The sequence below is a fragment of the Terrabacter sp. LjRoot27 genome, from assembly GCF_964254175.1.
Taxonomy (GTDB): domain Bacteria; phylum Actinomycetota; class Actinomycetes; order Actinomycetales; family Dermatophilaceae; genus Terrabacter.
Genome location: NZ_CAXUSS020000001.1, coordinates 1,513,957 through 1,537,371 on the forward strand (window position 1 = coordinate 1,513,957; position 23,415 = coordinate 1,537,371).

Genomic DNA, 23,415 nt, shown 5'->3' on the forward strand with positions numbered 1-23,415 from the left:
GACGGTCGGGTCGGCGGCCGTCAGGGTGTGAGGATCCGGCGGGCGACGCGCCCCACGACGAGCCACGCCACGGCGCCGAGTCCCCAGTTGGTGATGGCGTTCTTCACCGTGGCGCCGTCGCCGGTGAACTGCTTGATGCCCGCGGTGCGGCTGAAGACGCCGAGGTCGGCCCAGTCGGCGGCGCGCAGGACGGCTGCCACGAGCGCGTTGCGCGTGTTGGCGTCCAGCACGACGAGGACGGCTCCGAGCAGGAGCGCCGTGGCCGCGAGGAGGCAGGCGAACCAGACGATCTCGCCGAGCAGGGTGCGCAGCCGCTTGATCCCGGCGCCGGTGAGCGTCACGGCCGTGCGGGCTCCGGCCCGCACGTCGGGGGAGCGACGTGCGGGGACGGGCGACTCCGCCTTGGCCGCCGCCCGGTCGGCGGGCGCCTCGGGGGTCGGGGCAGCGTCCGTGGGCTCGGGCCTCGTGGCGGGGCTCGTGGCGGGAGCCGGGGCGGCGTCGGTCGTCTCGGGCGTCGTGGTGGTCGGGCTGGCCGGGCTCGTCATCGAGGGCTCTCCTTGGGTGGTTCGTGGATCCGGTGTGGTCAACGAGCGACCCCGGCGGCAGGACACGCCCGCCACCCCACGACTTCGCGGTACGCAGCACGCGGTGACGGCCCGGGGCTCCGGGACGCGTGGTCCGGGCCCGAGGGGCTGCCCCATAGACTGGCCCGCATGTCATCCCTGTCCCGCGACGACGTAGCCCACCTGGCCGGCCTCGCCCGGATCGAGCTCTCGGACGCCGAGCTCGACCGCATGGTCGGTGAGCTCGGAGTCATCCTCGAGTCCGTGGCCAAGGTCCAGCAGGCACCGACCGACGGCGTCGAGCCGATGTCGCACCCGATGCCGCTGACCAACGTGACCCGACCCGACGTGGTGCGTCCGAGCCTCGGCGCCGAGGCCGTGCTCGCCGGCGCGCCCGAGGCAGAGCAGCAGCGCTTCTCGGTGCCGCGCATCCTCGACGAGGACTGAGCGACCCCGAAGCCCGCGTATGCCGCCCTGCCGGGCACCCGGCATACGCCCGCCCGTGACGGGCACCACGAAACCTCCTGTCGCAGCTACGAACCGAAGGCACTGACGTGACCGACCTGCCAACTGACCTGACGAGGGCCACCGCCGCCGGCCTGGCCGACGCGCTCGCGAGCGGGGCCATCAGCTCCGTCGAGGTGACCCAGGCGCACCTCGACCGGATCGCGGCCGTCGACGGCCAGGTGCACTCCTACCTCCACGTCGACACCGAGGGCGCCCTCGCGGCGGCCCGGGCCGTCGACGACCGACGTCGTGGCGGCGAGAGCCTCGGTGCACTCGCCGGCGTGCCGATCGCCGTCAAGGACGTCATGACGACCAAGGGCGTGCCGACGACGGCGGGCAGCAGGATCCTCGAGGGCTGGGTGCCGCCCTACGACGCGACGGTCGTCACGAAGCTGCGCGAGGCCGGCCTGCCGATCCTCGGCAAGACGAACATGGACGAGTTCGCGATGGGCTCCTCGACCGAGCACTCGGCCTACGGCCCGTCGCACAACCCCTGGGACCTCGAGCGGATCCCCGGCGGCTCGGGCGGCGGCTCGAGCTCGGTGCTCGCCTCGTTCCAGGCGCCGCTCGCGACCGGTACCGACACCGGCGGCTCGATCCGTCAGCCCGCGGCCGTGACGGCGACCGTCGGCACCAAGCCGACCTACGGCGGCGTCTCGCGCTACGGCCTCATCGCCCTCGCGAGCTCGCTCGACCAGGCCGGCCCCTGTGGTCGAACGGTGCTCGACACCGCCCTGCTCCACGCCGTCATGGGTGGTCACGACCCGATGGACTCGACCTCGATCGACGCGCCGGTCCCGCCGGTCGTCGAGGCGGCCCGCGCCGCCAGCGTCAAGGGCATGCGCATCGGCGTCGTCAAGGAGCTCGGCGGCGAGGGCTACCAGCCCGGCGTGCGCGCCCGCTTCGACGAGTCCGTCGCCCTGCTCGAGGAGCTCGGGGCCGAGGTCGTCGAGGTGAGCTGCCCGAACTTCGAGTACGCCCTCGCGGCCTACTACCTCATCCTCCCGAGCGAGGCGTCGAGCAACCTCGCCAAGTTCGACGCCATGCGCTACGGCATGCGGGTGCTGCCGGAGGGCGTCGACGCCCCGAGCGCCGAGCAGGTCATGGCCGCGACGCGTGACGCCGGCTTCGGGCCCGAGGTCAAGCGCCGCATCATCCTCGGCACGTACGCCCTCAGCTCCGGCTACTACGACGCGTACTACGGCTCGGCCCAGAAGGTCCGCGCGCTCATCGCGCAGGACTTCGACAACGCGTACGCCACGGTCGACGTGCTCGTCAGCCCGACGGCGCCGACGACGGCGTTCAAGCTCGGCGACAAGCTGGAGGACCCGATGGCCATGTACCTCAACGACATCGCCACCATCCCGGCCAACCTGGCGGGCGTCCCCGGCATGTCGATCCCGTCGGGTCTCGCCGACGAGGACGGCCTGCCCGCGGGCATCCAGATCCTCGCGCCGGCCACCAAGGACGAGCGCCTCTACTCCGTGGGCGCCGCCCTCGAGGCCGCGCTCGTCGACCGCTGGGGCGGTCCGATCCTCGACCGCGCGCCCGAGCTGGGCGGCGCCGCTGCTGCGAAGGGAGCCTGACATGACCACCGTCGCGACCGACGCCGTCATGGACTACGACGAGGCCATGACGAAGTTCGACCCGGTCATGGGCCTCGAGGTCCACGTCGAGCTGCACACGGCCACGAAGATGTTCTGCGGCTGCCCGACGGAGTTCGGCGCCGAGCCCAACTCGCAGGTCTGCCCGGTGTGCCTCGGTCTCCCGGGGGCGCTGCCCGTCGTCAACGAGAAGGCCGTCGAGTCGGCCATCCGCATCGGCCTCGCGCTCAACTGCGAGATCGCCGAGTGGTGCCGCTTCGCCCGGAAGAACTACTTCTACCCGGACATGCCGAAGAACTTCCAGACGTCGCAGTACGACGAGCCGATCGCCTTCGAGGGCCACCTCGACGTCGAGCTCGAGGACGGCAGCACCTACCGCGTCGAGATCGAGCGCGCGCACATGGAGGAGGACACCGGCAAGTCGCTGCACATCGGCGGCGCGACCGGTCGCATCCACGGCGCCGACCACTCGCTCGTCGACTACAACCGGGCCGGCATCCCGCTCATCGAGATCGTCACCAAGCCCATGGTCGGGGCGGGGGAGCGCGCTCCCGAGGTCGCCAAGGCATACGTCTCGGCGCTGCGCGACCTGCTGCGCGCCCTCGACGTCAGCGACGTCAAGATGGAGCAGGGCTCGATGCGCTGCGACGCCAACGTGTCGCTGCGCCCGCGCGTCGGTGACCCGCTCGACGAGGCGCAGCTCGCCGTGCCGCTCGGCACCCGCACCGAGACGAAGAACGTCAACTCGCTCCGCTCCGTCGAGCGGGCCGTGCGCTACGAGATCTCGCGCCACGCCGCGATCCTCGATGGCGGTGGCTCGATCCTCCAGGAGACCCGCCACTGGCACGAGGACACCGGCATCACGACGTCGGGTCGCGTCAAGTCTGACGCCGAGGACTACCGCTACTTCCCCGAGCCCGACCTCGTGCCCGTCGCTCCGACGCGCGAGACCGTCGCGGCGCTGCGCGGCACGCTGCCCGAGCCTCCCGGACTGCGCCGCAAGCGGCTCCAGTCCGACTGGGGCTACAGCGATCTCGAGATGCGCGACGTCGTCAACGCCGGCGCGGTCGAGCTCATCGAGGAGACCGTGGCCGCCGGCGCCAGCGCCGCCGCGGCGAAGAAGTGGTGGCTGGGTGAGCCGTCACGGCGCGCCAACGCCGAGGGCCAGGACATCGTCACGTATGCCGCCGGGCTGGGTCTGACGCCCGCGCACATCGCCGAGCTCGACGGGCTCGTCGCCGCGGGCCGCCTCAACGACTCGATGGCGCGCCAGGTGCTCGACGGCGTGCTCGCCGGCGAGGGCACGCCGACGGCCGTGGCCGACGCCCGTGGGCTCGAGCTCGTCCAGGACGACGGTGCGCTCGAGGCGGCCGTCGACAAGGTCATCGCGGCCAACCCCGACGTCGCGGCCAAGATCCGCGACGGCAAGGTCGCGGCTGCGGGCGCCCTCATCGGCCAGGTCATGAAGGAGATGAAGGGCCAGGCCGACGCCGGCAAGGCCCGCGAGCTCATCCTCGCCAAGCTCGTGTAACGCCCCGCTCCAACCGTCGAAAGGCCACATTCCGGTCGGTCCCAGAGGTCCGTGACCTCGGGAAGTCCCCGGAATGTGGCCTTTCGACGGTGCGCTGCGGCGAGGCAGCGGGAGTGCGGTCAGTGCGGTCAGCGCCTGCCGCCGCCGAGGAGACCGCCGAGCAGTCCGCCGAGGATGTCACCGGCGCCGCCGCTGCCTCCCGACGAGCCGGAGCCGCCGCCGAGCACCTGGCCGAGGATGTCCTGGAGCGGGTTCGAGCCGCCGGAGGCCGCGCCCGTCGACGTCGCGCTGCCCGGGGCCTGCACGGGCCCGCTGTCGGCACCGACCCCGCCGGGGAAGAGGGGGCCGCCGTCGGTCGACCCGGGGCCGGAGGTTCCGGTGGCGCCCGTGGAGTCCGAGCCGCCCCCGAGCATCCCGCCGAGACCGCCCTGGCCCATCTTGTTGGCGAGCCACGACATGACGATCGGGGCGAGGATCGGCAGGAGCTTCTGCACGAGACCGCCGGTCGAGCCTCCCAGGCCGCCGAGCTGGTTCACGACCTGGTCCGTGCTGCCGCCGAAGATGTTGCCGACGATGGCGCGCCCGTCCTGCTCGTCGACGTCGCCGAGGCCGTTGATCGTGCCCTGGTGGTCGGACAGCGCCGTCAGCAGGGAGTCGGCGCCGGCCGGGTCGGAGGCGTTGGCCTGGAGCCCGCCGAGGAGGGCGGGCAGCGCGTTCTCGGCGGCCTGGCGGACCTCGTCGCTCCCGACCCCGAGCTGGCCTGCCAGCTCGTCGATCGGTACCTGCTCGAGGATCTCGTCGTACGAACCCATGGGTGCCCCTCCTGCTCGTGGGTGGCGCCGGTGCCGACCCCTGCCCGTCAGGCTAGCCACGTCCGGCCGCCGGCGGCAGGCCCGCGCGCCACGAACGGGCGGCTCGGGACGTCAGGCGGCGCCCACGGCGGACAGGGGCAGCGAGATGAGCCGGTCGGCTCCGTCGTTGTTGCTCGTCGTGATCCACGCCCGGTTGCCGACGAAGCGGATGTCGCGGATGCGGCCGTAGGTGCCCTGGAGGTGTCGGGTCGGCGTGCCGGCCGTCCCGTCGGCGTTGACCGGCACGCGCCACACCGACTGCCCGCGCAGCGCCGCCATGTAGACGGCTCCGTCGGGACCGACGGCGATGCCGCTCGGTGACATCTCGGAGGTCGGCCACTCGGCGACCGGGTCGACGTAGTCGGGGTTGTCGGCACGACCCTCGACCTCTGGCCAACCGTAGTTCTTGCCGGGCTCGATGAGGTTGAGCTCGTCGAAGGTGTTCTGGCCGAACTCACTGGCCCACAGGCGTTTGCGGCTGTCCCAGGCCAGACCCTGGACGTTGCGGTGACCGTAGGACCAGATCGGCGAGCCGCCGAACGGGTTGCCGGGAGCCGGGTCGCCGTCCGGGGTGATGCGCAGGATCTTCCCGCCGAGCGAGCCGAGGTTCTGCGACAGCGACGTGTCACCGGCCTCGCCCGTGCCGACGTAGAGGTAGCCGTCGGGCCCGAAGGCGATGCGACCACCGTTGTGGTTCCGGCCCCGCGGGATGCCGGAGAAGATGACGACCGGCTCGCCGATCGTGCCGTCCCGCCACGGCACGGCGGCGATGCGGTTGTCGCTCTCGGTCGAGTAGTACGCGTAGAAGACGGGGTCGGCGTCGAAGTCGACGGGCACGGCGAGCCCGAGCAGTCCGCCCTCACCCTCGGTGCGGGTGATCGGGAGCTTCCCGGCGACGGTGACCTTCCGCCCGGAGCCGGGCTTGGGCACGTGGTAGATGCGACCGGTGTTGCGCTCGCTCACGAGGGCGCTGCCGTCGGGCAGCACGGCCACCGACCACGCGATGTCGACACCGCCGAGCAGCGTCACCGGGCCCACCGGCTGGGCCACGGGTGGGCGCGTGGTCGTCGTCGGGACGGCCGACGTCGAGGCGCTGCTCCCGGACGGGGTGCTCGTGCCCTGGGTCGTGGAGGTGGTCGTCTCCTCACCCGTCGTGGGGGCGGAGGGCTCGGCCGTCGAGCACGCGGCCGTGACCAGGGCGACGAGGACACCACCCACGAGGGCGCGGCCGATCGGTCGGGAGGTGTGCGGCATACCTCATTGTGTCCCACGTGGCGCCCGGGACGGCGGTGGCTCAGCCGCCGCGTCGCTCGAGGGTCTCGACGAGCCCGTCGCGGACCTCGGGGTGGACCACGTCGGCGTCGACGACCCGTCGCGCGGCGGCGAGGTCGCCGGTGAAGGCCCGGAAGAGCAGGAGCAGGTCGACGTCGTGGGCGGGTCGGTCCACGTCGATGGCCGCGCCGGTGTGCACGGTGCCGGGCGTCACGACGGAGAGGTAGGCGCCGGTGCGCCCGGCCTCGGTGAACCGCCGCACCCATCGGCGCTCACCCATGTGCGCGGCGAAGGTGCTGCACGGGATGCGCGGCACCTCGACCCGCAGCACGACGTCCCCGATGCGCCACAGCTCGCCGACGAGCGCGTGCGTCGTGTCGACGCCGAGGGTCGTGATGTTCTCGCCGAATCCCCCTGAGGGGATGGGGCGCCCGATCTGCTGCTCCCAGAACTCCTGGTCCTCGCGAGGGTAGGCGTAGACGGCCTGAAGCTCGCCGCCGTGGTGCTTCGGGTTGCCGATCTCGTCCCCGACGACGCCGCTGCCGAGCCCGCCGCGCTTGGGGCCGGGGTCGCGCACCTCGAACGACTCGACGGGCCGCTTGTCGATCGCGGTGGGTCGGCCGCCGCCCTCGGGGGCGGTGCGTCGGCCCGTGCCGAGGGTGAGGACGTGGGGGTGGTTCGTCACCCGCGCGAGCCTAGCGTCGGCGTGCCGGACGGGCGCCGGTCCCTCCGTCCGAGGTGGCTAGCGTGGACGTCATGGCTGACCTTCCTCTCGTCGTGTCCGTCCCCGACCCCGAGTTCGCCGAGGCGCTCGCCGACCTCGACGGCGTCGACGCGGTCGTCTGGGACATGGAGCGACCACACCCGCGCGGCCCCGAGATCCGCTACGCCGTCATGCCCTACATGACGAGCCTCGACCTCGCCGACGTCACCCGCGGGCTCGACGCCCTCGACGTCGTCCAGCTGCAGAGCGCCGGCTACGAGCAGTTCGTCGGTCGGCTCCCCGACGGCGTGACCCTCTGCAACGCCGCGGGGGTGCACGACGCCTCGACGGCAGAGCTGGCGCTGACCCTGACGCTGTCGTCGATCCGCGACATCCCTGAGTTCGTCGGGTCGCAGCAGCAGGGGCGCTGGGTGCCGCTGCGCCTGCGCTCGTCGCTCGCGGACCGGCGGGTGCTCGTCGTCGGCTACGGCCGGATCGGCCGGGCGATCGCGCGGCGCTTCGCCCCCTTCGAGGTGACGCTGACGGCGGTGGCGTCCCGAGCGCGCGCCGGCGACGAGCTCGTCCCGCGCGTGCACGGCATCGACGAGCTGCCCGACCTCCTGCCCGACCACGAGGTCGTCGTCGTCATCGTCCCGCTGACGGACGCCACGCGTGGCCTCTTCGACGCGTCGATGCTCGGTCGTATGCCGGACGGCGCGCTCCTCGTCAACGTGGCCCGGGGGCCCGTCGTCGACACCGACGCGCTCGTGGCCGAGTGCGCCTCCGGCCGGCTGCGGGCCGCGCTCGACGTGACGGACCCCGAGCCGCTGCCGCAGGACCACCCGTTGTGGACGGCCCCGGGGGTCCTCGTCACGCCGCACGTCGGGGGAGCGACCGACGCGATGCGTCCCCGGGCCGTCGCGCTCGTGCGTCGACAGGTCGAGGCGCTGCTCGCGGGCGAGCCGGTCGACAACGGCGTCGCCGGACCCTTGTCTGCCCCACAGTCATAGTGGACACTGTCAACATGACCGAGACCATCGTCGCCATCGGCACGCGCAAGGGGCTCTGGATCGCCCGCAGCACCGACCGGCAGGACTGGACCCTCGAGGGCCCGCACTTCCTCATGAGCGAGGTCGCCTCCGTCGCCGTCGACACCCGCGAGGGCCGGTCCACGGTGCTGGCGGGCGTCAAGTCGTGGCACTGGGGGCCCACCGTCCAGGCGTCCACGGACGGTGGTCGCACGTGGACCGAGAGCGCCGAGCGGGCCCTGGCCTTCCCGGCAGACACCGACACCGCCCTCGAGCGCGTCTGGCAGCTGACGCCCGACCCCAACGACACCGACGTCGTCTGGGCGGGGGTCGAGCCGCACGCCCTCTTCAAGAGCACCGACCGCGGCGAGCACTACGAGCTCGTCCGCGGCCTCTGGGACCACCCGCACCGTCCGGGCTGGGAGCCCGGCTTCGGCGGCGGGGCCGTGCACACGATCGTCCCCGAGCCCGGACACCCGGAGTCGGTCCTCGTCGCGATGAGCGCGGGCGGCGTCTACCGCTCGGGCGACGGCGGTGAGACATGGGCGCCGAGCAACCCCGGCATCCGGGCCGGCTTCATGCCCGACAACGAGTACCCGGAGTACGGCCAGTGCGTGCACAAGGTGGCCCGCGGACAGGGCGAGGGCGAGCTCTTCGCGCAGAACCACAACGGCGTCTACCGCTCGCACGACAACGGTGCGACGTGGGACTCCATCGCGGAGGGGCTGCCCACCGACTTCGGCTTCACGGTCCTCGCCCACCCGCGCCGTCCCGGCGTCGTCTGGGTCGTGCCGGTGGCCGATGCGGGCGAGCGCATCCCGCCGGACGCCCAGCTGCAGGTGCAGCGGTCCGACGACGCCGGCTCGACGTGGCGCCAGCAGGCGAGCGGCCTGCCCGACCACAGCTACACGTGCGTGCTGCGCGACGCCGCCGCACTCGACACGGCCGACCCTGTCGGCGTCTACCTCGGCACCCGCAACGGCGACGTCTTCGCATCTGCCGACGAGGGTGAGACCTTCCAGCGCATCGCGACCCAGCTGCCCGACGTGCTCGTCGTGCGCGCCGCCCAGATCGCCTGACACGCAAAGGGATTCCGTATGCCGTCCGCCCCCGTCCGCGTCATCCTCCCGGGCATGCTCCGCGACCTCGTGGGCGGTGTCGCCGAGATCGAGGTCGAGTCACCGGCCGAGTCGCAGACCGTGGCCGAGCTGCTCGACCGGGCGTTCTCGGGTCACCGCATCCTCGACGGGAAGGTGCGCGACGAGCGCGGCCAGATCCGCAGGCACGTCAAGGTGTTCGTCAACGGCGAGGACGCGACGCGCGGCGAGGGCATCGGTGCGCCGGTCCCGGCCGGCGCCCGGGTCCACATCATCAACGCCGTCTCCGGCGGCTGATCGCGCGGAGCCTCAGGCGTCGACGCCGAGGAGGATGGGCAGGACGGTGCGCTCGAGCTCGCCGACGGTGAGCGAGCGCGGTTCCACGAGCCGCTGGGTCATCGACCCCTGCGCGAGCGAGATGGCGGCGCGGACGAAGAGGTCGGTGGGGATCGGGAGCGTCAGCCCCTGGCGCGACACCGCCTCGTCGACGACGGAGACGAGCTCGTCGCGGACCCGGCGCTGCTGGGCGGCCCACGCGCGTCGCGCGGCGGCGTCGCGGATGGCGTGGAGGGTGAACTCCGTCGTCAGCACGAGCCAGCGCTCGCGGCTGTCGTCGGCCAGCGCCGCGAAGACGTCGCGGAGCACCTCGTCGGCGCTCGCGTGCTCGCGCTTGCTCGCGCGACGGATCCGGTCGACGAGCGCCTCCGAGTGGCGTCGGGAGAGCTCGACGACGAGGTCGTCCTTGGAGCTGAAGTTGGAGTAGAACGCGCCTCGGGTGAAGCCGGCGCGCTCGCAGATGTCCTCGACGGTGGCTCCGTGGAAGCCGCGTTCGGCGAAGACCTCGCTCGCGGCCTCCAGCACGCGGTCACGCGTGGCCTGACGGCGGGCCGTGATGCGAGGGGTGGTGGACGGGGCGGTGGCGGACGGCATACGCAAAGGATACAACCTCGAATTGAATACGACCTCGTATCGGAGCATACTCGTCGGGTGACCACTTCCAGCACCGGACGCCCGACGGCCTCCGACCGACGCGCCGTCGTCGTCGACGACGTCAGCGTCGCCGGCACGCACGAACCCTTCGTGGAGCACGTGAGCTTCACGGCCCCCGAGGCCGTCGTGACGCTCGTGCCGACCGACCCGGGCATCCCGCAGGTCGCCCTCGCCCTCGCCATCGGGGGGCGGGTCGCCCTGCTGCGCGGCCGGGTCAGCATCGGCGGGGTCTCGGAGCGAGCCGAGCTGCAGCTGCGCACGCGCCTCGTCGACGTCGCCGACGTCACGGCACCCGAGGACTCGCTGGCCGTGCGGGCCGTCGTGCAGGAGGAGCTCGCCCTCGCCGAGCGCCCCGCCTCCCGTTCGGCCGTCGCCGCCTTCCTGGCCCAGCACGACGTCGCCGACCGGGCCGGGGTGCCCTGGGAGCAGCTGCCCGCGGGGGTGCGCACGAGCCTGCTGCTCGAGCTCGGTGCGCTTCACCCGCAGGTGCGCGTCCTCGTCCTCGCTGGTGCCGAACGGCACGGCGGCGACCACGCGGTCTGGCTCGAGACCTGCCACCGGCTGGCCCGGGAGGGCTTCGCCGTCATCGTCCTGACGACGGCCGCCCTGGCGTCGACGCTGCCTCGCGTCGAGGCCTCGGCCGACCCAGAGCCCGCACCAGAGCCGGAGCAGGAGCCGGAGCCGGAGCTCGCGACGGAGTCGCAGCCCGACCCTGCACCTGAGCCCGACCCCGCACCCGGAACAGAGCCAGAGCCCGCGACCGAGTCCGAGCCGTCGACCGAACCCTCGACCGAACCCTCGACCGAACCCTCGAGCGAGCCGGAGCCCGGTCCGGAGCCGCAGGACACCACAGCCACCACCCCGAAGGAGCCCTCGGCATGAACCCCGTCCGCCTCGCGGTCGCCGAGCTGCGCCGTCTCACCAGCTCGCGCCTGGCCCGGCTCGCCCTGGCCGCCCTCGTCCTCATCCCCACCCTCTACGGCGGCCTCTACCTCTACGCCAACCACGACCCCTACGGCGGCTTCCCCCAGGTGCCGGCGGCTGTCGTGAGCGACGACGCCGGGACCACCCTGAGCACGGGCGAGAAGCTCCAGGTCGGGGGACAGGTGGCCGACCAGCTCGTCGACTCCGGGTCCTTCGACTGGCACCGGGTCTCGCACGACGAGGCGATGCGCGGCGTCGACGACGGGTCCTATGCCTTCGCCGTCATCCTGCCGCGGACCTTCTCGGCCGACCTCGCATCGACCGCCGAGTTCACACCGCGCCAGGCCACGATCGTGCTGGAGACGAACGACGCCAACAACTACATGACCTCGACCATCGGCAACCAGGTCATCAAGCAGGTGACGGCATCGGTCGCGAGCCAGGTGAGCCGGACCGCGGCCAGCAAGCTGCTCCTGGGCTTCAGCGAGGTCCACGACCAGCTCGTCAAGGCCGCCGACGGCTCCGAGCAGCTGCGTGCCGGGGCGGTCAAGGCCGACGACGGCGCGAAGAAGCTCGCGAGCGGCGCGCGAACCCTCGCGACCGGGCTGGACGACCTCGCCTCGGGGGCCAGGCGCCTCGACACCGGCATCGGCCAGGCGGCCTCGGGTGCCGACAGCCTCGAGGCGGGCGCCGGCCAGCTCGCCTCCGGGCTCGCCACCCTGCAGTCCCGCACCGCCAACCTGCCGGCGCAGACCGCTCGCCTCGCCGACGGCGCCGAGCAGGTGGCGGCGGGCAACCGGACCATCGCCTCGTACGGCACCAAGGCGGCGACCGCGTCGACCCAGCTCAAGAGCCGGATCGCCGCTGACCGGTCGAGCTTCCTGTCGGCCCTGCGCGCCCAGGGGCTCACCGACGCGCAGCTCGCCGTCGTCGAGTCCAGGCTCGACGTCGTCGACGGCTACGTCGACTCGGCCGACGCCACGATCCAGTCGGCGTCCGGCAGCCTCACCCGCCTGTCCAAGGGCGCCGACCAGGTCGCGACCGGCGCCCGCACGCTCGCCTCGGCCACGCCGGCCCTGACGAGCGGCATCGCGCAGGCGCACTCGGGAGCCGAGCAGGTCCGCGACGGAGCGAGCTCGCTCGCCACCGGGCTCGACCAGCTCAAGACGGGTTCGGCCGCGCTCGCGTCCGGCGCGACGAAGGCCGCCACCGGGGCCGACACGCTCTCGTCGGGCGCGACCTCCCTCGCCTCGGGGCTCGACTCCCTCGTCAAGGGCGCCACGGACCTGCACGCCGGCCTCGTCAAGGGCCGCGACGCCGTGCCGGACCCCTCCGACGCGCAGCGCAAGGCGATGGCCCAGACCATCGGCAACCCCGTCGGGGTCTCGTCCGACTCGCTCTCGTCGGCCGGCTCCTACGGGGCAGGGCTCGCGCCGTTCTTCATGAGCCTGGCCCTGTGGATCGGGGCCTACGTCCTCTTCCTCTTCGTCCGACCCCTGTCGACCCGCGCGCTCGCGACGAGCCAGCGCTCGCTCCGCACGGCCGTCGGCGGCTGGCTCGCGCCGGCGCTCGTCGGTGTCCTCCAGGCCGCGGCGCTCGTGCTCGTCGTCGGGCGGGGCGTCGACATCCGGATCGCGCACCCGGTGCTCGCCTTCCTCTTCCTCGTGTTCGTGTCCATGACGTTCGTCGCGATCCTGCACGCCCTCGCCGCACGTCTCGGCGCCGTCGGGAAGTTCCTCGGCCTCGTCCTCATGGTCGTCCAGCTCGTCAGCGCGGGTGGCACGTTCCCGTGGCAGACGCTGCCCGGACCGCTCCAGGCCATCCACCACGTCGTGCCGATGACGTACGCGATCGACGGGCTCCGCCGGCTCATGTACGGCGCCGACCTCGGTCCGGTGCCGGCCAGCGTGGCGGTGCTCGCGGCATACCTCGTCGGTGCCCTCGCGGTGTCGACGGTCGCGGCCCGACGCTCGCGGATGTGGACCCCGTCGCGGATCAAGCCCGAGCTGAGTCTCTGACCGGTCCGGGCTGACAACGCGGCCGGTCCGGAGCATGCTCGGAGTCATGAGCAGCGCCTCGAGAGAGAAGACCCTCATCCTCATGCGTCACGCCAAGGCCGAGGAGGGGCCGGGCAAGGTCGACCACGACCGCGAGCTCGCCGCACGTGGTCGACGGGACGCCAAGGCTGCGGGGAAGTGGCTCCATGCCGAGGGGCTCGTGCCCGACCTCGTCATCTGCTCGACCGCGCAGCGCACGCGGCAGACCTGGGAGGAGGCGTGCCGCGGTGGGGCGCACACGGAGTTCGTCGAGTTCCGACGCAGCGTCTACCTCGGCGGCTCGGAGCAGACGCTCGAGACGGTGCGCGAGGACGGTGGTGACACCGCGACCGTGCTCGTCGTCGGGCACAACCCCACCATGGCGCAGCTGACGAGCCTGCTCACCGACGGCGAGGGCTCGCGCGAGGCGCACGAGGCCCTCGGGGAGGGCTTCGTCACGAGCGGGCTCGCGGTCCTGCGCTACGCGGGCGACTGGGCCGACCTCGACCTCGGCACGTGCGAGCTGACGCGCTTCCACGTCAGCCGCGGGCACGACGACTGACCCCCGCGGGCACCCGGTCCGGGTCGGGCTCAGGCTGTGAGATGCGGTGTCCACCCAGCGGACACGGTTCTATGCTGCTCGCATGACGCAGACGCCTGACATCAAGCCCCGCAGCCGCGACGTCACCGACGGTCTCGAGAAGACCGCCGCGCGGGGGATGCTCCGGGCCGTAGGCCTCGGCGACGACGACTGGGTCAAGCCGCAGATCGGCGTCGCGAGCTCGTGGAACGAGATCACGCCGTGCAACCTGTCGCTCGACCGGCTCGCCAAGGCGGTCAAGGACGGCGTGCACGCCGGCGGCGGCTACCCGCTCGAGTTCGGCACGATCTCGGTCTCCGACGGCATCTCGATGGGTCACGAGGGGATGCACTTCAGCCTCGTCTCCCGCGAGATCATCGCCGACTCCGTCGAGACCGTCATGAACGCCGAGCGCCTCGACGGGTCGGTGCTGCTCGCGGGCTGCGACAAGTCGCTCCCGGGCATGCTCATGGCCGCGGCGCGCCTCGACCTCGCGTCCGTCTTCCTCTACGCCGGCACGATCCTGCCCGGCATCGCCAAGCTCTCCGACGGCACCGAGAAGGAGGTCACGATCATCGACGCCTTCGAGGCGGTCGGGGCGTGCGCCGCCGGGAAGATGTCGCTCGAGGACGTCGACGCCATCGAACGCGCCATCTGTCCGGGCGAGGGTGCCTGCGGCGGCTTCTACACCGCGAACACGATGGCCGCCGTCGCCGAGGCCATCGGCATGTCGATCCCCGGTTCGGCCGCACCGCCCGCGACCGACCGACGCCGCGACATGTACGCGCGCAAGTCGGGCGAGGCCGTCGTCGAGCTGCTCCGCAAGGGGATCACCGCCCGCGACATCATGACCAAGCCCGCCTTCGAGAACGCCATCGCCGTCGTCATGGCCTTCGGTGGCTCGACGAACGCCGTGCTCCACCTGCTCGCCATCGCCAACGAGGCCGAGGTCGACCTCACGATCGAGGACTTCCGCCGCATCGGCGCCAAGGTCCCGCACCTGGCCGACGTCAAGCCCTTCGGCAGCTTCGTCATGAAGGACATCGACCACATCGGTGGCATCCCCGTCGTCATGAAGACGCTCCTCGAGGCGGGCCTGCTCGACGGCGACTGCCTCACGGTGACGGGCAAGACGATGGCCGAGAACCTCGACGACATCAACCCGCCGCACATCGACGGCCGCGTCATCCGCGAGATGGCGACCCCGATCCACAAGACGGGTGGCCTGACGATCCTCACCGGCTCGCTCGCGCCGGAGGGGGCCGTCGTGAAGTCGGCCGGCTTCGACGAGTCCGTCTTCGAAGGCACCGCGCGGGTCTTCGACGGCGAGCGCGCTGCGATGGACGCCGTCGAGCAGGGCGCGCTGCAGAAGAACGACGTCGTCGTCATCCGCTACGAGGGACCCAAGGGTGGCCCCGGCATGCGCGAGATGCTCGCCGTCACCGGCGCCATCAAGGGCGCGGGCCTCGGCAAGGACGTCCTGCTCCTCACCGACGGTCGCTTCTCCGGCGGCACGACCGGCCTCTGCGTCGGCCACGTCGCCCCCGAGGCCGTCGACGACGGCCCGATCGCCTTCGTCCACGACGGCGACACCATCCGCCTCGACGTCGCGAACGGCACGCTCGACGTGCTCGTCGACGACGACGAGATGGAGCGTCGGCGTGCCGCCGGCGTCACGCACCCCGAGCCCAAGTACCAGCGCGGCGTCCTTGCGAAGTACCGCAAGCTCGTGGGCAGCGCGAGCCGCGGCGCCGTCTGCGGCTGACGCCCGCACAACACGCCGAGCAGGTCGCGACGCACCGGGATCCGATCCCGGTGCGTCCGCCCCTTCTCGGGGTGTCGTACGAAGGGCGCGTATGCCGTGTGGCCGGGTCAGCGCCCCGCGTCGCGGAAGGCGCGGGGCGTGATCCCCGTGTGCTCGCGGAAGCGGCGGATGAGGTGCCTCTCGTCGCTGAAGCCGGTCGCCGCGGCGATGTCCCGGACGCCGAGCCCGGTGTGGACGAGCAGGTCGGTCGCGGCCTCGAGCCGCCGTGCGGCCCGGTGGGCGTAGGGACTCGTGCCGGTCTCGGACCGGAACCGGCGCCGCCACGTCTCGTACGTCATGCCCACCTCCTCCGCGACGGACGGCAGGTCGAGCGGCTCGCCGAGGTCGCGGTCGAGCAGCTCGACGGAGAGGTCGAGCCAGTCGGGCCGCCCGGGTCTGCGCAGCGCCGCGCCCGCGGTCGCCGCCGCGCTCGACTCGAGCAGTGCCGCGAGCAGGTCGAGGGCCTCGGCGTCACGACCGTCGACGGTCGTCGGGCGGGTCCGCTCGCCGAAGGCCGCGAACCGGTGCTGCCACCGGGGGACCGGCAGGCCGTGCACGAGCGGCCGGTCGGCCGTGAGCGCGCCACGCCGGCGCGCCAGCTCGAACGCCACGCCGTCGAAGACGACGAAGACCTCGTCCCAGCCGCCGCGGTCGGCGCCGTACCAGTGCGGGTGGCCGGGGTGCACGACGACGAGCGAGCCCGCGCCCAGGGGCTCGTCGTGACCCGCGTCGCGGTAGCGACCCGTCCCCGCAGTGACGAAGGTGAGCCCCCACGTCGGGTGCCGTCGCGTCGTGCCCGCCGGCAGGCCGCTGCCGCCGGCGATGCGCCCGGCCACGAGCACCTCGCCGAGCCGCCCGGAGGGGACGCGGTGCACGCCGGCGCTCTGGGCCTCCCGTTCGTCCATGGGGCCATCGAACCAGATCGTTCCCCGGTGACCACGACGTTCCGGGTCGTCCCCGTGGCCGTCTGGTGGGCTGTTCCCTGCGACGACCACTCGGGTCGTTCACGATCCACGGAGGACGAGCCGCCACATGCCCACCGACCTGCTTCCCGCGCTCACCACGGCATACCCCATCCATGACGACGACAACGCGGCCTTCCGCTCGAACGGCCACGTACGCCTGGCCCAGGTGGCCACGCAGGAGGAGGCGGCGGCATACCGCGTGCCCGTGGCGGCGGCCGTCGAGCGCCTCAGCACCGAGACCCGGCCCCTCGCCGAGCGCGACAGCTACGGCATGGCGTTCCTGCAGGTGATGAACCTCTGGCGGCACGACGAGGGCGTCGCGCGTTTCGTCATGGCCTCCCGCTTCGCCGGCGTGGCCGCGCGCCTGCTCGGCGTCCCGCGGGTGCGGCTCTACCACGACCAGGCGCTCTTCAAGGAGCCCGGCGGCGGCTACACGCCGTGGCACCAGGACGCGATGTACTGGCCGCTCGACGGGTCGCGGTGCCTGACCATGTGGATGCCGCTCGTCGACATCACGCCTGCCCGCGGCGGGCTCGCCTTCGCCACCGGGAGCCACGTCGACGGCCCGTTGAGCGACATCGGCATCTCGGACGCGTCCGAGGAGCACTTCGACCGCGTGCTGTCAGAGCGTGGCGTCGTCGTCGACGAGCCGGTCGCGATGCGCGCCGGTGACGCGTCCTTCCACTCGGGCTGGACGGTGCACAAGGCACTCGGCAACTCCTCCGACCGGATGCGGGAGGTCATGACGGTGATCTGGTTCGCCGACGGTCTCACCGTGCTCGAGCCGGCCAACCCGGCGCAGGCCAACGACCTCGCCTCGTGGCTGCCGGGGCTCGCGCCGGGCGACGTCGCGGCGTCACCGGCCAACCCCCTGCTGACCCCCTGACTCGCGCAACACACCGAGCAGGTGACAACGCACGCGCATCCGACCCCGGTGCGTCGGGACGTTCTCGGTGTGTTGCGGGGGAGTGGCCGCCGGGCTCTCTTCAGACGCCCGACTCGGCCCGCTCCTTGAGGCCCGCGGCCTCCATCGCGAGGTAGCGGTCGGTCAGTGACCGGTAGCCGCGGCCGACGACCGAGCCGAGCCAGCCCGACTGGGTGATCGACAGCGTCGCCCGGCACGTGCCGGGGCCCGTCGCCTCGACCCCGTGACGACCCGTCGTCAGCGTGCCGGGACCGCTCGCCTCCCACGTGAAGTCGTGTCCCTCGGTGAGGCCCGTGACGGTCCAGACCGTGGTCGGGATCCGCGGCTGGTCGATGCGGGCGCGCGCCCCGACCCGCAGTCCGTCGTCGAGCAGCGTCACCGACCTCACCGACGCGGTCCACTCGGGCCAGTGCTCGACGTCGCGCATCACGGCCCACACCCGTGCGACCGGGGCGTCGATGTCGATGCTCGTGTGCTGCTCCACGGCGCCTCCTCAGGCGGGTGCGGCCCCCGGGTCCGGTGTCACGTCTGCCGCCCAGTGGCGCCACACCGACGTGACCTGCATGCCGACCTTCTCATAGAGACCGAGCGCTCCGGTGCGGGAGTCGGTCGACAGCTCGGACCGCTCGCCGCCGTGCGCCCGGGCGACCTCGAAGGCGTCGACGAGGAGAGCTCGGGCCAGGCCCTTGCCGCGCTCGTCGCGGCGCACCGCGAGCTTGTCGACGTAGGCGCAGCCGCTCGACACGACGACGAAGGCCATGCCGACCACCGTGTCGGACGCGTCGACCATGAGCCGCAGCTGCCAGGGCTCGTAGCCGGGGCGCCGCGAGACGTTGGCCGTCCACTCCTCGAAGGTCGTGCGCTCGCGCTCGGACCACTCGAGGAAGGCGTCCTCGTTGACGGTCCACGTCGCGCGGAGGTCGTCCTCGTCGCGAGGCTCGCGGACGGCATACCCCTCCGGGACGGGCTGCGGCTCGATCGCCTGCCCGGCAGGCAGCTCGAGGACCCACGACGTCCAGAGGGTGCGGTAGCCCAGGGCAGCGAGGAGGCGCTCGCCGGCGGAGTCGCCGGGCACGGGCTGGCCGACGACGGTGCCGCCGTCACGCGCGCCGACCGCTCGGGTCCAGTGCGAGAGCGCCGTGCCGATGCCCAGCCCGCGGTGCGTCGGCGCGACGGCCGCGTCGGCCCAGCGCCCCTTGTAGACCTCCGCGTATGCCACGAGGCGGTCGCCGTCGAGCACGCCGACCGACTGCGTGGCGAGGTCGAAGGCAGGGCGCTGCCAGTCGCCGACGATGTCGGCCTCCTCGATGAGGACCTCGCCGACGTCGTGCAGCTCGCAGGCCGCCATGAGGGCGGTGACGGCCGCCGCGTCGTCCCGCGTCAGCGGGCGGGTCGTCAGGGTGGCGGCGGTCTCGGGCAGGTGCAGCTGCACGGCCGGGTGCGGGCCGGTCCGTGGCGTCAGGTCACTCGACGTCTCGGTGCTCATGAGGTCTCCTCGTGGGATCGGTCGTGCGGTCGGTCGTGGGTTCGGTCGTCGGGTGGGTCGGGGGAGTCCTCGGCGTCGAGGCCGATCGAGCGGCGGAAGGCCAGCAGGCCCTCGACCGTGACGGGGTGGTTCCCACGCACCAGGTCCTCCGGCCGCAGCACGAGCTGCTGGTTGACGGCCAGCTCGCCCTCGCGGCGGCGCAGCCGCTTCTGGCCGCCGGGCCGGTAGCCGACCTTGCGGCTGACGGCGAGCGAGGCCGCATTGTCGGTGAAGGCGCCCGACGTGAGCTCCTCGGCATCGAGGTGGTCGAAGGCGAAGGCGCAGATCGCGCGGCGCATCATCGTGCCGATGCCCTTGCCCTGGTGGGCCAGGCCCAGCCAGGAGCCGGTCTCGCCGGTCCGGGTCACGAGGTAGTCGCGCGTCGAGATCCCCTGCGTCCCGACGAGCGTGCCCTCGTGCCAGACGCCGAGGTTCAGCTCCCAGCTCTCGGGGGAGAAGTCGGCGCGGCAGCGCCAGTGGAACTGGGCCATCCGGCGGCGGAGCGTCTCCGGGTCGGTGTCGGTCCAGGGGTGGTAGAAGGGCATCCGGTCGGCGGGGTGGATGCCCGCGGCCGCGAGGTCGGCGAGCGTGCCGAGGTCGTCGTCGCCCAGACCACGCAGCTCGACCGGTCCGGCGACGACCCGGAGGCCGAGGGCGGGCAGCAGGTCGGCCACGGTGCTCGTCATGACGGTCAGTGTCCCGAGCCGGTCGCGCCGGCGACAACCGACTTTCGCGCACGCGCCGTCCTGCGGGGTCCGAAACCTCGGAGTGACAGTGGGTGAGATCACGAGGTCACATGCTGAGACGCGTGAGATGGTCGATTGACACCGCTGGGGCTTGGTAGGACGGTTGTCACGTGGCCCGACTCCTCGTACTTCCCTAGCGCGCCGACCAGCTCGAACGGTCAGCGCGCTCCCTTCCGTCCCACCGCGGGACCGAAGGGTTTTTTTGTGGCTGGAGTCAGCCCGAACCGGCATCACCACGCAGTGCTCGAGACAAGGAAGAGATCGTGAGCGACACGACGAAGCAGGCGCCCTCGCCCGCCGACGTGGCCTCCCTGGCCCGTCCCCGACCCGCGGCGGAGGCCAAGGCCGTCGGGCCCGTCACGCCGGCCCGTGAGGTCACCGGGGCGCAGGCGCTCGTACTCTCCCTCGAGGCCATCGGCTGCGACACCGTCTTCGGCATCCCCGGCGGTGCGATCCTGCCCGCCTACGACCCCATGCTCGACTCGAAGAAGGTCCGCCACATCCTCGTGCGCCACGAGCAGGGCGCCGGCCACGCGGCCGAGGGGTATGCCTCGGCGACCGGCAAGGTCGGCGTCTGCATGGCGACCTCCGGCCCCGGCGCGACGAACCTCGTGACGCCGCTCGCCGACGCGCACATGGACTCCGTGCCCGTCGTGGCCATCACCGGTCAGGTCGCGAGCGCCGCCATCGGCACGGACGCCTTCCAGGAGGCCGACATCCGCGGCATCACGATGCCGATCACGAAGCACAACTACCTCGTCACCGACCCGGCGAAGATCCCGCAGGCCATCGCCGAGGCGTTCCACGTCGCGAGCACCGGTCGTCCGGGTCCCGTCCTCGTCGACATCAGCAAGGACGCGCTCCAGGCGACGACGACCTTCAGCTGGCCGCCGCAGATCGACCTGCCCGGCTACCGCCCCGTGCTGCGCCCGCACGGCAAGCAGATCCGCGAGGCGTCACGGCTCATGGCCGCCGCCAAGCGGCCCGTGCTCTACGTCGGCGGCGGCGTCGTGCGGGCCCGAGCGAGCGAGGCCCTGCGCCGACTCGTCGAGCTGACCGGGATCCCCGTCGTCACGACCCTCATGGCGCGGGGCACGGTGCCCGACAGCGAGCCGCTCAACCTCGGCATGCCGGGGATGCACGGCACGGTCGCCGCGGTGACGGGCCTGCAGAAGTCCGACCTGCTCATCGCGCTGGGCGCCCGCTTCGACGACCGCGTCACCGGCCAGCTCTCGACGTTCGCCCCGCACGCCAAGGTGATCCACGCCGACATCGACCCCGCCGAGATCTCCAAGAACCGCATCGCCGACGTGCCGATCGTCGGTGACGTGGGCGAGGTCATCAAGGACCTCATCGAGCAGGTCACCCTCGACCGGGCGGGCGCCGACGACGACACCGACGCCTGGGACTACACCGACTGGCGCGAGCGGGTCGCCGACTGGAAGCGGACCTTCCCGCTCGGCTGGACCGACAGCGACGACGGCACGCTCTCGCCGCAGTACGTCATCGAGCGGATCGGTGCGCTCACCGGACCCGAGGCGACGTACGTCGCGGGTGTCGGCCAGCACCAGATGTGGGCCGCGCAGTTCGTCAAGTACGAACGCCCGAACGCGTGGATCAACTCCGGCGGACTGGGCACCATGGGCTTCTCGGTCCCGGCGGCCATGGGTGCCAAGGTCGCCGAGCCGGAGCGCACGGTGTGGGCGATCGACGGCGACGGCTGCTTCCAGATGACCAACCAGGAGCTCGCGACCTGCGTCATCAACAACATCCCGATCAAGGTCGCGATCATCAACAACAGCTCGCTCGGCATGGTCCGGCAGTGGCAGACGCTCTTCTACAACGAGCGCTACTCCAACACCGACCTGCAGCCGATGAGCCAGCGCGTGCCCGACTTCGTCAAGCTCGCCGACGCGTACGGCTGCCTCGGCCTGCGCGCCGAGACGCCCGAGGAGGTCGACGCCGTCATCAAGCTGGCGCTCGAGACCAACGACCGACCCGTCGTCATCGACTTCATCGTGCACCGCGACGCCATGGTGTGGCCGATGGTGCCGGCGGGCGTCAGCAACGACATGATCCAGGCCGCCCGCCACGAGGCGCCGGTCTGGGAGCGGGAGGACTGAGCATGAGCAAGCACACCCTGTCGGTCCTCGTCGAGGACAAGCCCGGCGTCCTGACCCGCGTGGCGGCGCTCTTCTCCCGACGCGGCTTCAACATCAACTCCCTCGCGGTCGGCCCGACCGAGCTGCCCGACATCTCGCGCATCACCGTCGTCGTCGAGGTCGAGGGCGCGGCCCTCGAGCAGGTGACGAAGCAGCTGAACAAGCTCATCGAGGTGCTCAAGGTCGTCGAGCTCGACCCGCACGCCTCGGTGCAGCGCGAGATCCTGCTCGTCAAGGTGCGCGCGGACCCGGCGACCCGCAGCCAGGTCATCGACACGATCCAGCTGTTCAAGGCCAAGGTCGTCGACGTGACCACCGACGCGGTCGTCATCGAGGCCACCGGCACCTCCGACAAGCTCCGCGCCCTGCTCGACGTGCTCGAGCCGTTCGGCATCAAGGAGCTCGTCCAGTCCGGCATGGTCGCCGTCGGGCGCGGCTCGCGCTCGATCACCGACCGCAGCCTGCGCAGCGCCTGACCCGATCCCCACCGACCGCACCACCAGACCCACTGCACACCGCAACCGAAGGAGAAGGCCACCATGGCCGAGATGTTCTACGACGACGACGCCGACCTGTCGATCATCCAGGGCAAGAAGGTCGCCGTCATCGGCTACGGCAGCCAGGGCCACGCCCACGCGCTCAACCTGCGCGACTCCGGCGTCGACGTCCGCGTCGGCCTCGCCGAGGGCAGCAAGAGCAAGGCCAAGGCCGAGGCCGAGGGTCTGACCGTCACGTCGGTCGCCGACGCGGTCAAGGAGGCCGACCTCGTCGTCATCCTCACGCCCGACCAGGTGCAGCGCACGGTCTACGCCAACGACATCCAGCCCAACCTCAAGGACGGCGCGGCGCTGCTCTTCGGCCACGGCTTCAACATCCGCTTCGGCTACATCAAGCCCGAGGCCGACGCCGACGTGCTCATGGTCGCCCCGAAGGGTCCCGGCCACATCGTGCGCCGCGAGTTCGCTGACGGCCGTGGGGTGCCCGTGCTGCTCGCCGTCGAGCAGGACGCGTCCGGCACGGCGTGGGACCTCGCCAAGGCCTACGGCAAGGCCATCGGTGGCCTGCGTGCCGGCGGCATCAAGACGACGTTCACCGAGGAGACCGAGACCGACCTCTTCGGTGAGCAGGCCGTGCTCTGCGGTGGCGCGAGCCAGCTCGTCATGTACGGCTTCGAGACCCTCGTCGAGGCGGGCTACCAGCCCGAGGTCGCCTACTTCGAGTGCCTCCACGAGCTCAAGCTCATCGTCGATCTCATGATCGAGGGCGGCATCGCCAAGCAGCGCTGGTCGGTCTCCGACACCGCGGAGTACGGCGACTACGTGTCGGGGCCGCGCGTCATCGACCCGCACGTCAAGGAGAACATGAAGGCGGTGCTCGGCGACATCCAGAACGGCACCTTCGCCAAGCGCTTCATCGACGACCAGGACGCCGGTGCGCCGGAGTTCAAGCAGCTGCGCGAGCAGGGTGCCCAGCACCCCATCGAGGCCACGGGCCGCGAGCTGCGCAAGCTCATGGCGTGGGTCAAGCAGACCGACTCCGACTACGTCGAGGGCAGCGCCGCACGCTGACGCTCTCGTACGGCTTGACGGCCGGCGCCCCGTT

23 protein-coding genes are annotated in these 23,415 nt (G+C 72.3%); 14 read left to right on the forward strand and 9 right to left on the reverse strand.

What is annotated here, in order from left to right; all coding sequences use genetic code 11:
- Positions 1–20 precede the first annotated feature (20 nt).
- Complete coding sequence (locus tag ACSQ2D_RS07050) at positions 21–545, reverse strand: hypothetical protein (RefSeq protein WP_435985258.1); 525 nt, start codon at positions 543–545, stop codon at positions 21–23.
- Positions 546–713: 168 nt separating this feature from the next.
- On the opposite strand from ACSQ2D_RS07050, the gene gatC reads away from it, so the two are divergent.
- The 3 genes from gatC (at position 714) to gatB (ending at position 4,205) form a co-directional block, all read left to right on the forward strand.
- Positions 714–1,010 carry an Asp-tRNA(Asn)/Glu-tRNA(Gln) amidotransferase subunit GatC gene (gene gatC, locus ACSQ2D_RS07055; RefSeq protein ID WP_435985259.1) on the forward strand — a complete coding sequence of 99 codons (297 nt, stop codon included), beginning with the start codon at positions 714–716 and terminating at the stop codon, positions 1,008–1,010.
- A gap of 116 nt (positions 1,011–1,126) precedes the next feature.
- Positions 1,127–2,656: an Asp-tRNA(Asn)/Glu-tRNA(Gln) amidotransferase subunit GatA gene (gene gatA, locus ACSQ2D_RS07060; protein ID WP_435987827.1), complete on the forward strand. Its 1,530-nt coding sequence runs from the start codon at positions 1,127–1,129 to the stop codon at positions 2,654–2,656.
- Position 2,657: 1 nt separating this feature from the next.
- Positions 2,658–4,205, forward strand: a complete 1,548-nt coding sequence (gene gatB / locus ACSQ2D_RS07065) for an Asp-tRNA(Asn)/Glu-tRNA(Gln) amidotransferase subunit GatB (protein WP_435985260.1) — start codon at positions 2,658–2,660, stop codon at positions 4,203–4,205.
- Between the two features lie 128 nt (positions 4,206–4,333).
- On the opposite strand, the gene ACSQ2D_RS07070 is transcribed toward gatB, so the two are convergent.
- From ACSQ2D_RS07070 to ACSQ2D_RS07080, 3 genes are all read right to left on the reverse strand, one after another.
- The gene (locus ACSQ2D_RS07070; RefSeq protein WP_435985261.1) at positions 4,334–5,017 is read right to left on the reverse strand and encodes a DUF937 domain-containing protein; all 684 of its coding nucleotides are present in this window, start codon (positions 5,015–5,017) and stop codon (positions 4,334–4,336) included.
- A gap of 111 nt (positions 5,018–5,128) precedes the next feature.
- The gene (locus ACSQ2D_RS07075; protein ID WP_435985262.1) at positions 5,129–6,310 is read right to left on the reverse strand and encodes a PQQ-dependent sugar dehydrogenase; all 1,182 of its coding nucleotides are present in this window, start codon (positions 6,308–6,310) and stop codon (positions 5,129–5,131) included.
- A 40-nt stretch (positions 6,311–6,350) separates the two neighbouring features.
- Complete coding sequence (locus ACSQ2D_RS07080) at positions 6,351–7,013, reverse strand: MOSC domain-containing protein (RefSeq protein WP_435985263.1); 663 nt, start codon at positions 7,011–7,013, stop codon at positions 6,351–6,353.
- A 71-nt stretch (positions 7,014–7,084) separates the two neighbouring features.
- On the opposite strand from ACSQ2D_RS07080, the gene ACSQ2D_RS07085 reads away from it, so the two are divergent.
- From ACSQ2D_RS07085 to ACSQ2D_RS07095, 3 genes are read left to right on the forward strand one after another with little or no spacing between them, the layout of a single operon-like run.
- Positions 7,085–8,041, forward strand: coding sequence for a 2-hydroxyacid dehydrogenase (locus ACSQ2D_RS07085; protein ID WP_435985264.1), 957 nt, complete (start codon positions 7,085–7,087; stop codon positions 8,039–8,041).
- A 14-nt stretch (positions 8,042–8,055) separates the two neighbouring features.
- Positions 8,056–9,138, forward strand: a complete 1,083-nt coding sequence (locus ACSQ2D_RS07090) for a WD40/YVTN/BNR-like repeat-containing protein (protein WP_435985265.1) — start codon at positions 8,056–8,058, stop codon at positions 9,136–9,138.
- 18 nt (positions 9,139–9,156) lie between these two features.
- On the forward strand, positions 9,157–9,453 hold the full coding sequence (locus ACSQ2D_RS07095; protein ID WP_256792548.1) for a MoaD/ThiS family protein: 297 nt from the start codon (positions 9,157–9,159) through the stop codon (positions 9,451–9,453).
- A gap of 12 nt (positions 9,454–9,465) precedes the next feature.
- Here ACSQ2D_RS07095 and ACSQ2D_RS07100 read toward each other — a convergent pair whose 3' ends face one another.
- On the reverse strand, positions 9,466–10,086 hold the full coding sequence (locus tag ACSQ2D_RS07100; protein WP_435985266.1) for a TetR/AcrR family transcriptional regulator: 621 nt from the start codon (positions 10,084–10,086) through the stop codon (positions 9,466–9,468).
- Between the two features lie 57 nt (positions 10,087–10,143).
- Here ACSQ2D_RS07100 and ACSQ2D_RS07105 point away from each other — a divergent pair, with 57 nt between their 5' ends.
- The 4 genes from ACSQ2D_RS07105 (at position 10,144) to ilvD (ending at position 15,451) form a co-directional block, all read left to right on the forward strand.
- Positions 10,144–11,028 (forward strand): hypothetical protein, encoded by an 885-nt coding sequence (locus tag ACSQ2D_RS07105; RefSeq protein WP_435985267.1) that lies wholly within the window; start codon positions 10,144–10,146, stop codon positions 11,026–11,028.
- A complete protein-coding gene (locus ACSQ2D_RS07110) occupies positions 11,025–13,088 on the forward strand; it encodes a YhgE/Pip family protein (protein ID WP_435985268.1) in 2,064 nt (687 codons plus the stop codon). Before ACSQ2D_RS07105 ends, ACSQ2D_RS07110 begins: the two co-directional genes overlap by 4 nt.
- Before the next feature lie 46 nt (positions 13,089–13,134).
- Positions 13,135–13,668: a SixA phosphatase family protein gene (locus ACSQ2D_RS07115; RefSeq protein ID WP_435985269.1), complete on the forward strand. Its 534-nt coding sequence runs from the start codon at positions 13,135–13,137 to the stop codon at positions 13,666–13,668.
- 82 nt (positions 13,669–13,750) lie between these two features.
- Positions 13,751–15,451: a dihydroxy-acid dehydratase gene (ilvD, locus tag ACSQ2D_RS07120; protein ID WP_435985270.1), complete on the forward strand. Its 1,701-nt coding sequence runs from the start codon at positions 13,751–13,753 to the stop codon at positions 15,449–15,451.
- A 107-nt stretch (positions 15,452–15,558) separates the two neighbouring features.
- On the opposite strand, the gene ACSQ2D_RS07125 is transcribed toward ilvD, so the two are convergent.
- Positions 15,559–16,395 (reverse strand): AraC family transcriptional regulator, encoded by an 837-nt coding sequence (locus ACSQ2D_RS07125; RefSeq protein WP_435985271.1) that lies wholly within the window; start codon positions 16,393–16,395, stop codon positions 15,559–15,561.
- Positions 16,396–16,522: 127 nt separating this feature from the next.
- Here ACSQ2D_RS07125 and ACSQ2D_RS07130 point away from each other — a divergent pair, with 127 nt between their 5' ends.
- Positions 16,523–17,341: a phytanoyl-CoA dioxygenase family protein gene (locus ACSQ2D_RS07130; protein WP_435985272.1), complete on the forward strand. Its 819-nt coding sequence runs from the start codon at positions 16,523–16,525 to the stop codon at positions 17,339–17,341.
- 100 nt (positions 17,342–17,441) lie between these two features.
- Here the strand turns inward: ACSQ2D_RS07130 and ACSQ2D_RS07135 are convergent, their stop codons facing one another.
- From ACSQ2D_RS07135 to ACSQ2D_RS07145, 3 genes are read right to left on the reverse strand one after another with little or no spacing between them, the layout of a single operon-like run.
- Complete coding sequence (locus ACSQ2D_RS07135; protein ID WP_435985273.1) at positions 17,442–17,864, reverse strand: SRPBCC family protein; 423 nt, start codon at positions 17,862–17,864, stop codon at positions 17,442–17,444.
- Positions 17,865–17,873: 9 nt separating this feature from the next.
- Positions 17,874–18,866 (reverse strand): GNAT family N-acetyltransferase, encoded by a 993-nt coding sequence (locus tag ACSQ2D_RS07140; RefSeq protein WP_435985274.1) that lies wholly within the window; start codon positions 18,864–18,866, stop codon positions 17,874–17,876.
- Positions 18,863–19,591: a GNAT family N-acetyltransferase gene (locus ACSQ2D_RS07145; RefSeq protein WP_435985275.1), complete on the reverse strand. Its 729-nt coding sequence runs from the start codon at positions 19,589–19,591 to the stop codon at positions 18,863–18,865. Before ACSQ2D_RS07145 ends, ACSQ2D_RS07140 begins: the two co-directional genes overlap by 4 nt.
- A gap of 323 nt (positions 19,592–19,914) precedes the next feature.
- Between ACSQ2D_RS07145 and ACSQ2D_RS07150 the strand changes: the two genes are divergently transcribed.
- From ACSQ2D_RS07150 to ilvC, 3 genes are all read left to right on the forward strand, one after another.
- Positions 19,915–21,774, forward strand: coding sequence for an acetolactate synthase large subunit (locus tag ACSQ2D_RS07150; RefSeq protein WP_435985276.1), 1,860 nt, complete (start codon positions 19,915–19,917; stop codon positions 21,772–21,774).
- Positions 21,775–21,776: 2 nt separating this feature from the next.
- Complete coding sequence (gene ilvN, locus ACSQ2D_RS07155; protein WP_435985277.1) at positions 21,777–22,289, forward strand: acetolactate synthase small subunit; 513 nt, start codon at positions 21,777–21,779, stop codon at positions 22,287–22,289.
- 63 nt (positions 22,290–22,352) lie between these two features.
- Positions 22,353–23,381 (forward strand): ketol-acid reductoisomerase, encoded by a 1,029-nt coding sequence (gene ilvC / locus ACSQ2D_RS07160; RefSeq protein ID WP_435985278.1) that lies wholly within the window; start codon positions 22,353–22,355, stop codon positions 23,379–23,381.
- The last annotated feature ends 34 nt before the right edge of the window (positions 23,382–23,415 follow it).

Bases quoted from the DNA above. Each gene is read 5' to 3' on its own strand.
- ACSQ2D_RS07110 (WP_435985268.1), top strand. From the start codon at position 11,025: ATGAACCCCGTCCGCCTCGCGGTCGCCGAGCTGCGCCGTCTCACCAGC.
- ACSQ2D_RS07140 (WP_435985274.1), bottom strand. From the start codon at position 18,866: ATGAGCACCGAGACGTCGAGTGACCTGACGCCACGGACCGGCCCGCAC.
- ACSQ2D_RS07050 (WP_435985258.1), bottom strand. From the start codon at position 545: ATGACGAGCCCGGCCAGCCCGACCACCACGACGCCCGAGACGACCGAC.
- ACSQ2D_RS07125 (WP_435985271.1), bottom strand. From the start codon at position 16,395: ATGGACGAACGGGAGGCCCAGAGCGCCGGCGTGCACCGCGTCCCCTCC.
- ilvC (WP_435985278.1), top strand. From the start codon at position 22,353: ATGGCCGAGATGTTCTACGACGACGACGCCGACCTGTCGATCATCCAG.
- ACSQ2D_RS07085 (WP_435985264.1), top strand. From the start codon at position 7,085: ATGGCTGACCTTCCTCTCGTCGTGTCCGTCCCCGACCCCGAGTTCGCC.
- ACSQ2D_RS07115 (WP_435985269.1), top strand. From the start codon at position 13,135: ATGAGCAGCGCCTCGAGAGAGAAGACCCTCATCCTCATGCGTCACGCC.
- ACSQ2D_RS07095 (WP_256792548.1), top strand. From the start codon at position 9,157: ATGCCGTCCGCCCCCGTCCGCGTCATCCTCCCGGGCATGCTCCGCGAC.
- ACSQ2D_RS07070 (WP_435985261.1), bottom strand. From the start codon at position 5,017: ATGGGTTCGTACGACGAGATCCTCGAGCAGGTACCGATCGACGAGCTG.
- ACSQ2D_RS07100 (WP_435985266.1), bottom strand. From the start codon at position 10,086: ATGCCGTCCGCCACCGCCCCGTCCACCACCCCTCGCATCACGGCCCGC.
- ilvN (WP_435985277.1), top strand. From the start codon at position 21,777: ATGAGCAAGCACACCCTGTCGGTCCTCGTCGAGGACAAGCCCGGCGTC.
- ACSQ2D_RS07130 (WP_435985272.1), top strand. From the start codon at position 16,523: ATGCCCACCGACCTGCTTCCCGCGCTCACCACGGCATACCCCATCCAT.
- gatC (WP_435985259.1), top strand. From the start codon at position 714: ATGTCATCCCTGTCCCGCGACGACGTAGCCCACCTGGCCGGCCTCGCC.
- gatB (WP_435985260.1), top strand. From the start codon at position 2,658: ATGACCACCGTCGCGACCGACGCCGTCATGGACTACGACGAGGCCATG.
- ACSQ2D_RS07145 (WP_435985275.1), bottom strand. From the start codon at position 19,591: ATGACGAGCACCGTGGCCGACCTGCTGCCCGCCCTCGGCCTCCGGGTC.
- ACSQ2D_RS07075 (WP_435985262.1), bottom strand. From the start codon at position 6,310: ATGCCGCACACCTCCCGACCGATCGGCCGCGCCCTCGTGGGTGGTGTC.
- ilvD (WP_435985270.1), top strand. From the start codon at position 13,751: ATGACGCAGACGCCTGACATCAAGCCCCGCAGCCGCGACGTCACCGAC.
- ACSQ2D_RS07090 (WP_435985265.1), top strand. From the start codon at position 8,056: ATGACCGAGACCATCGTCGCCATCGGCACGCGCAAGGGGCTCTGGATC.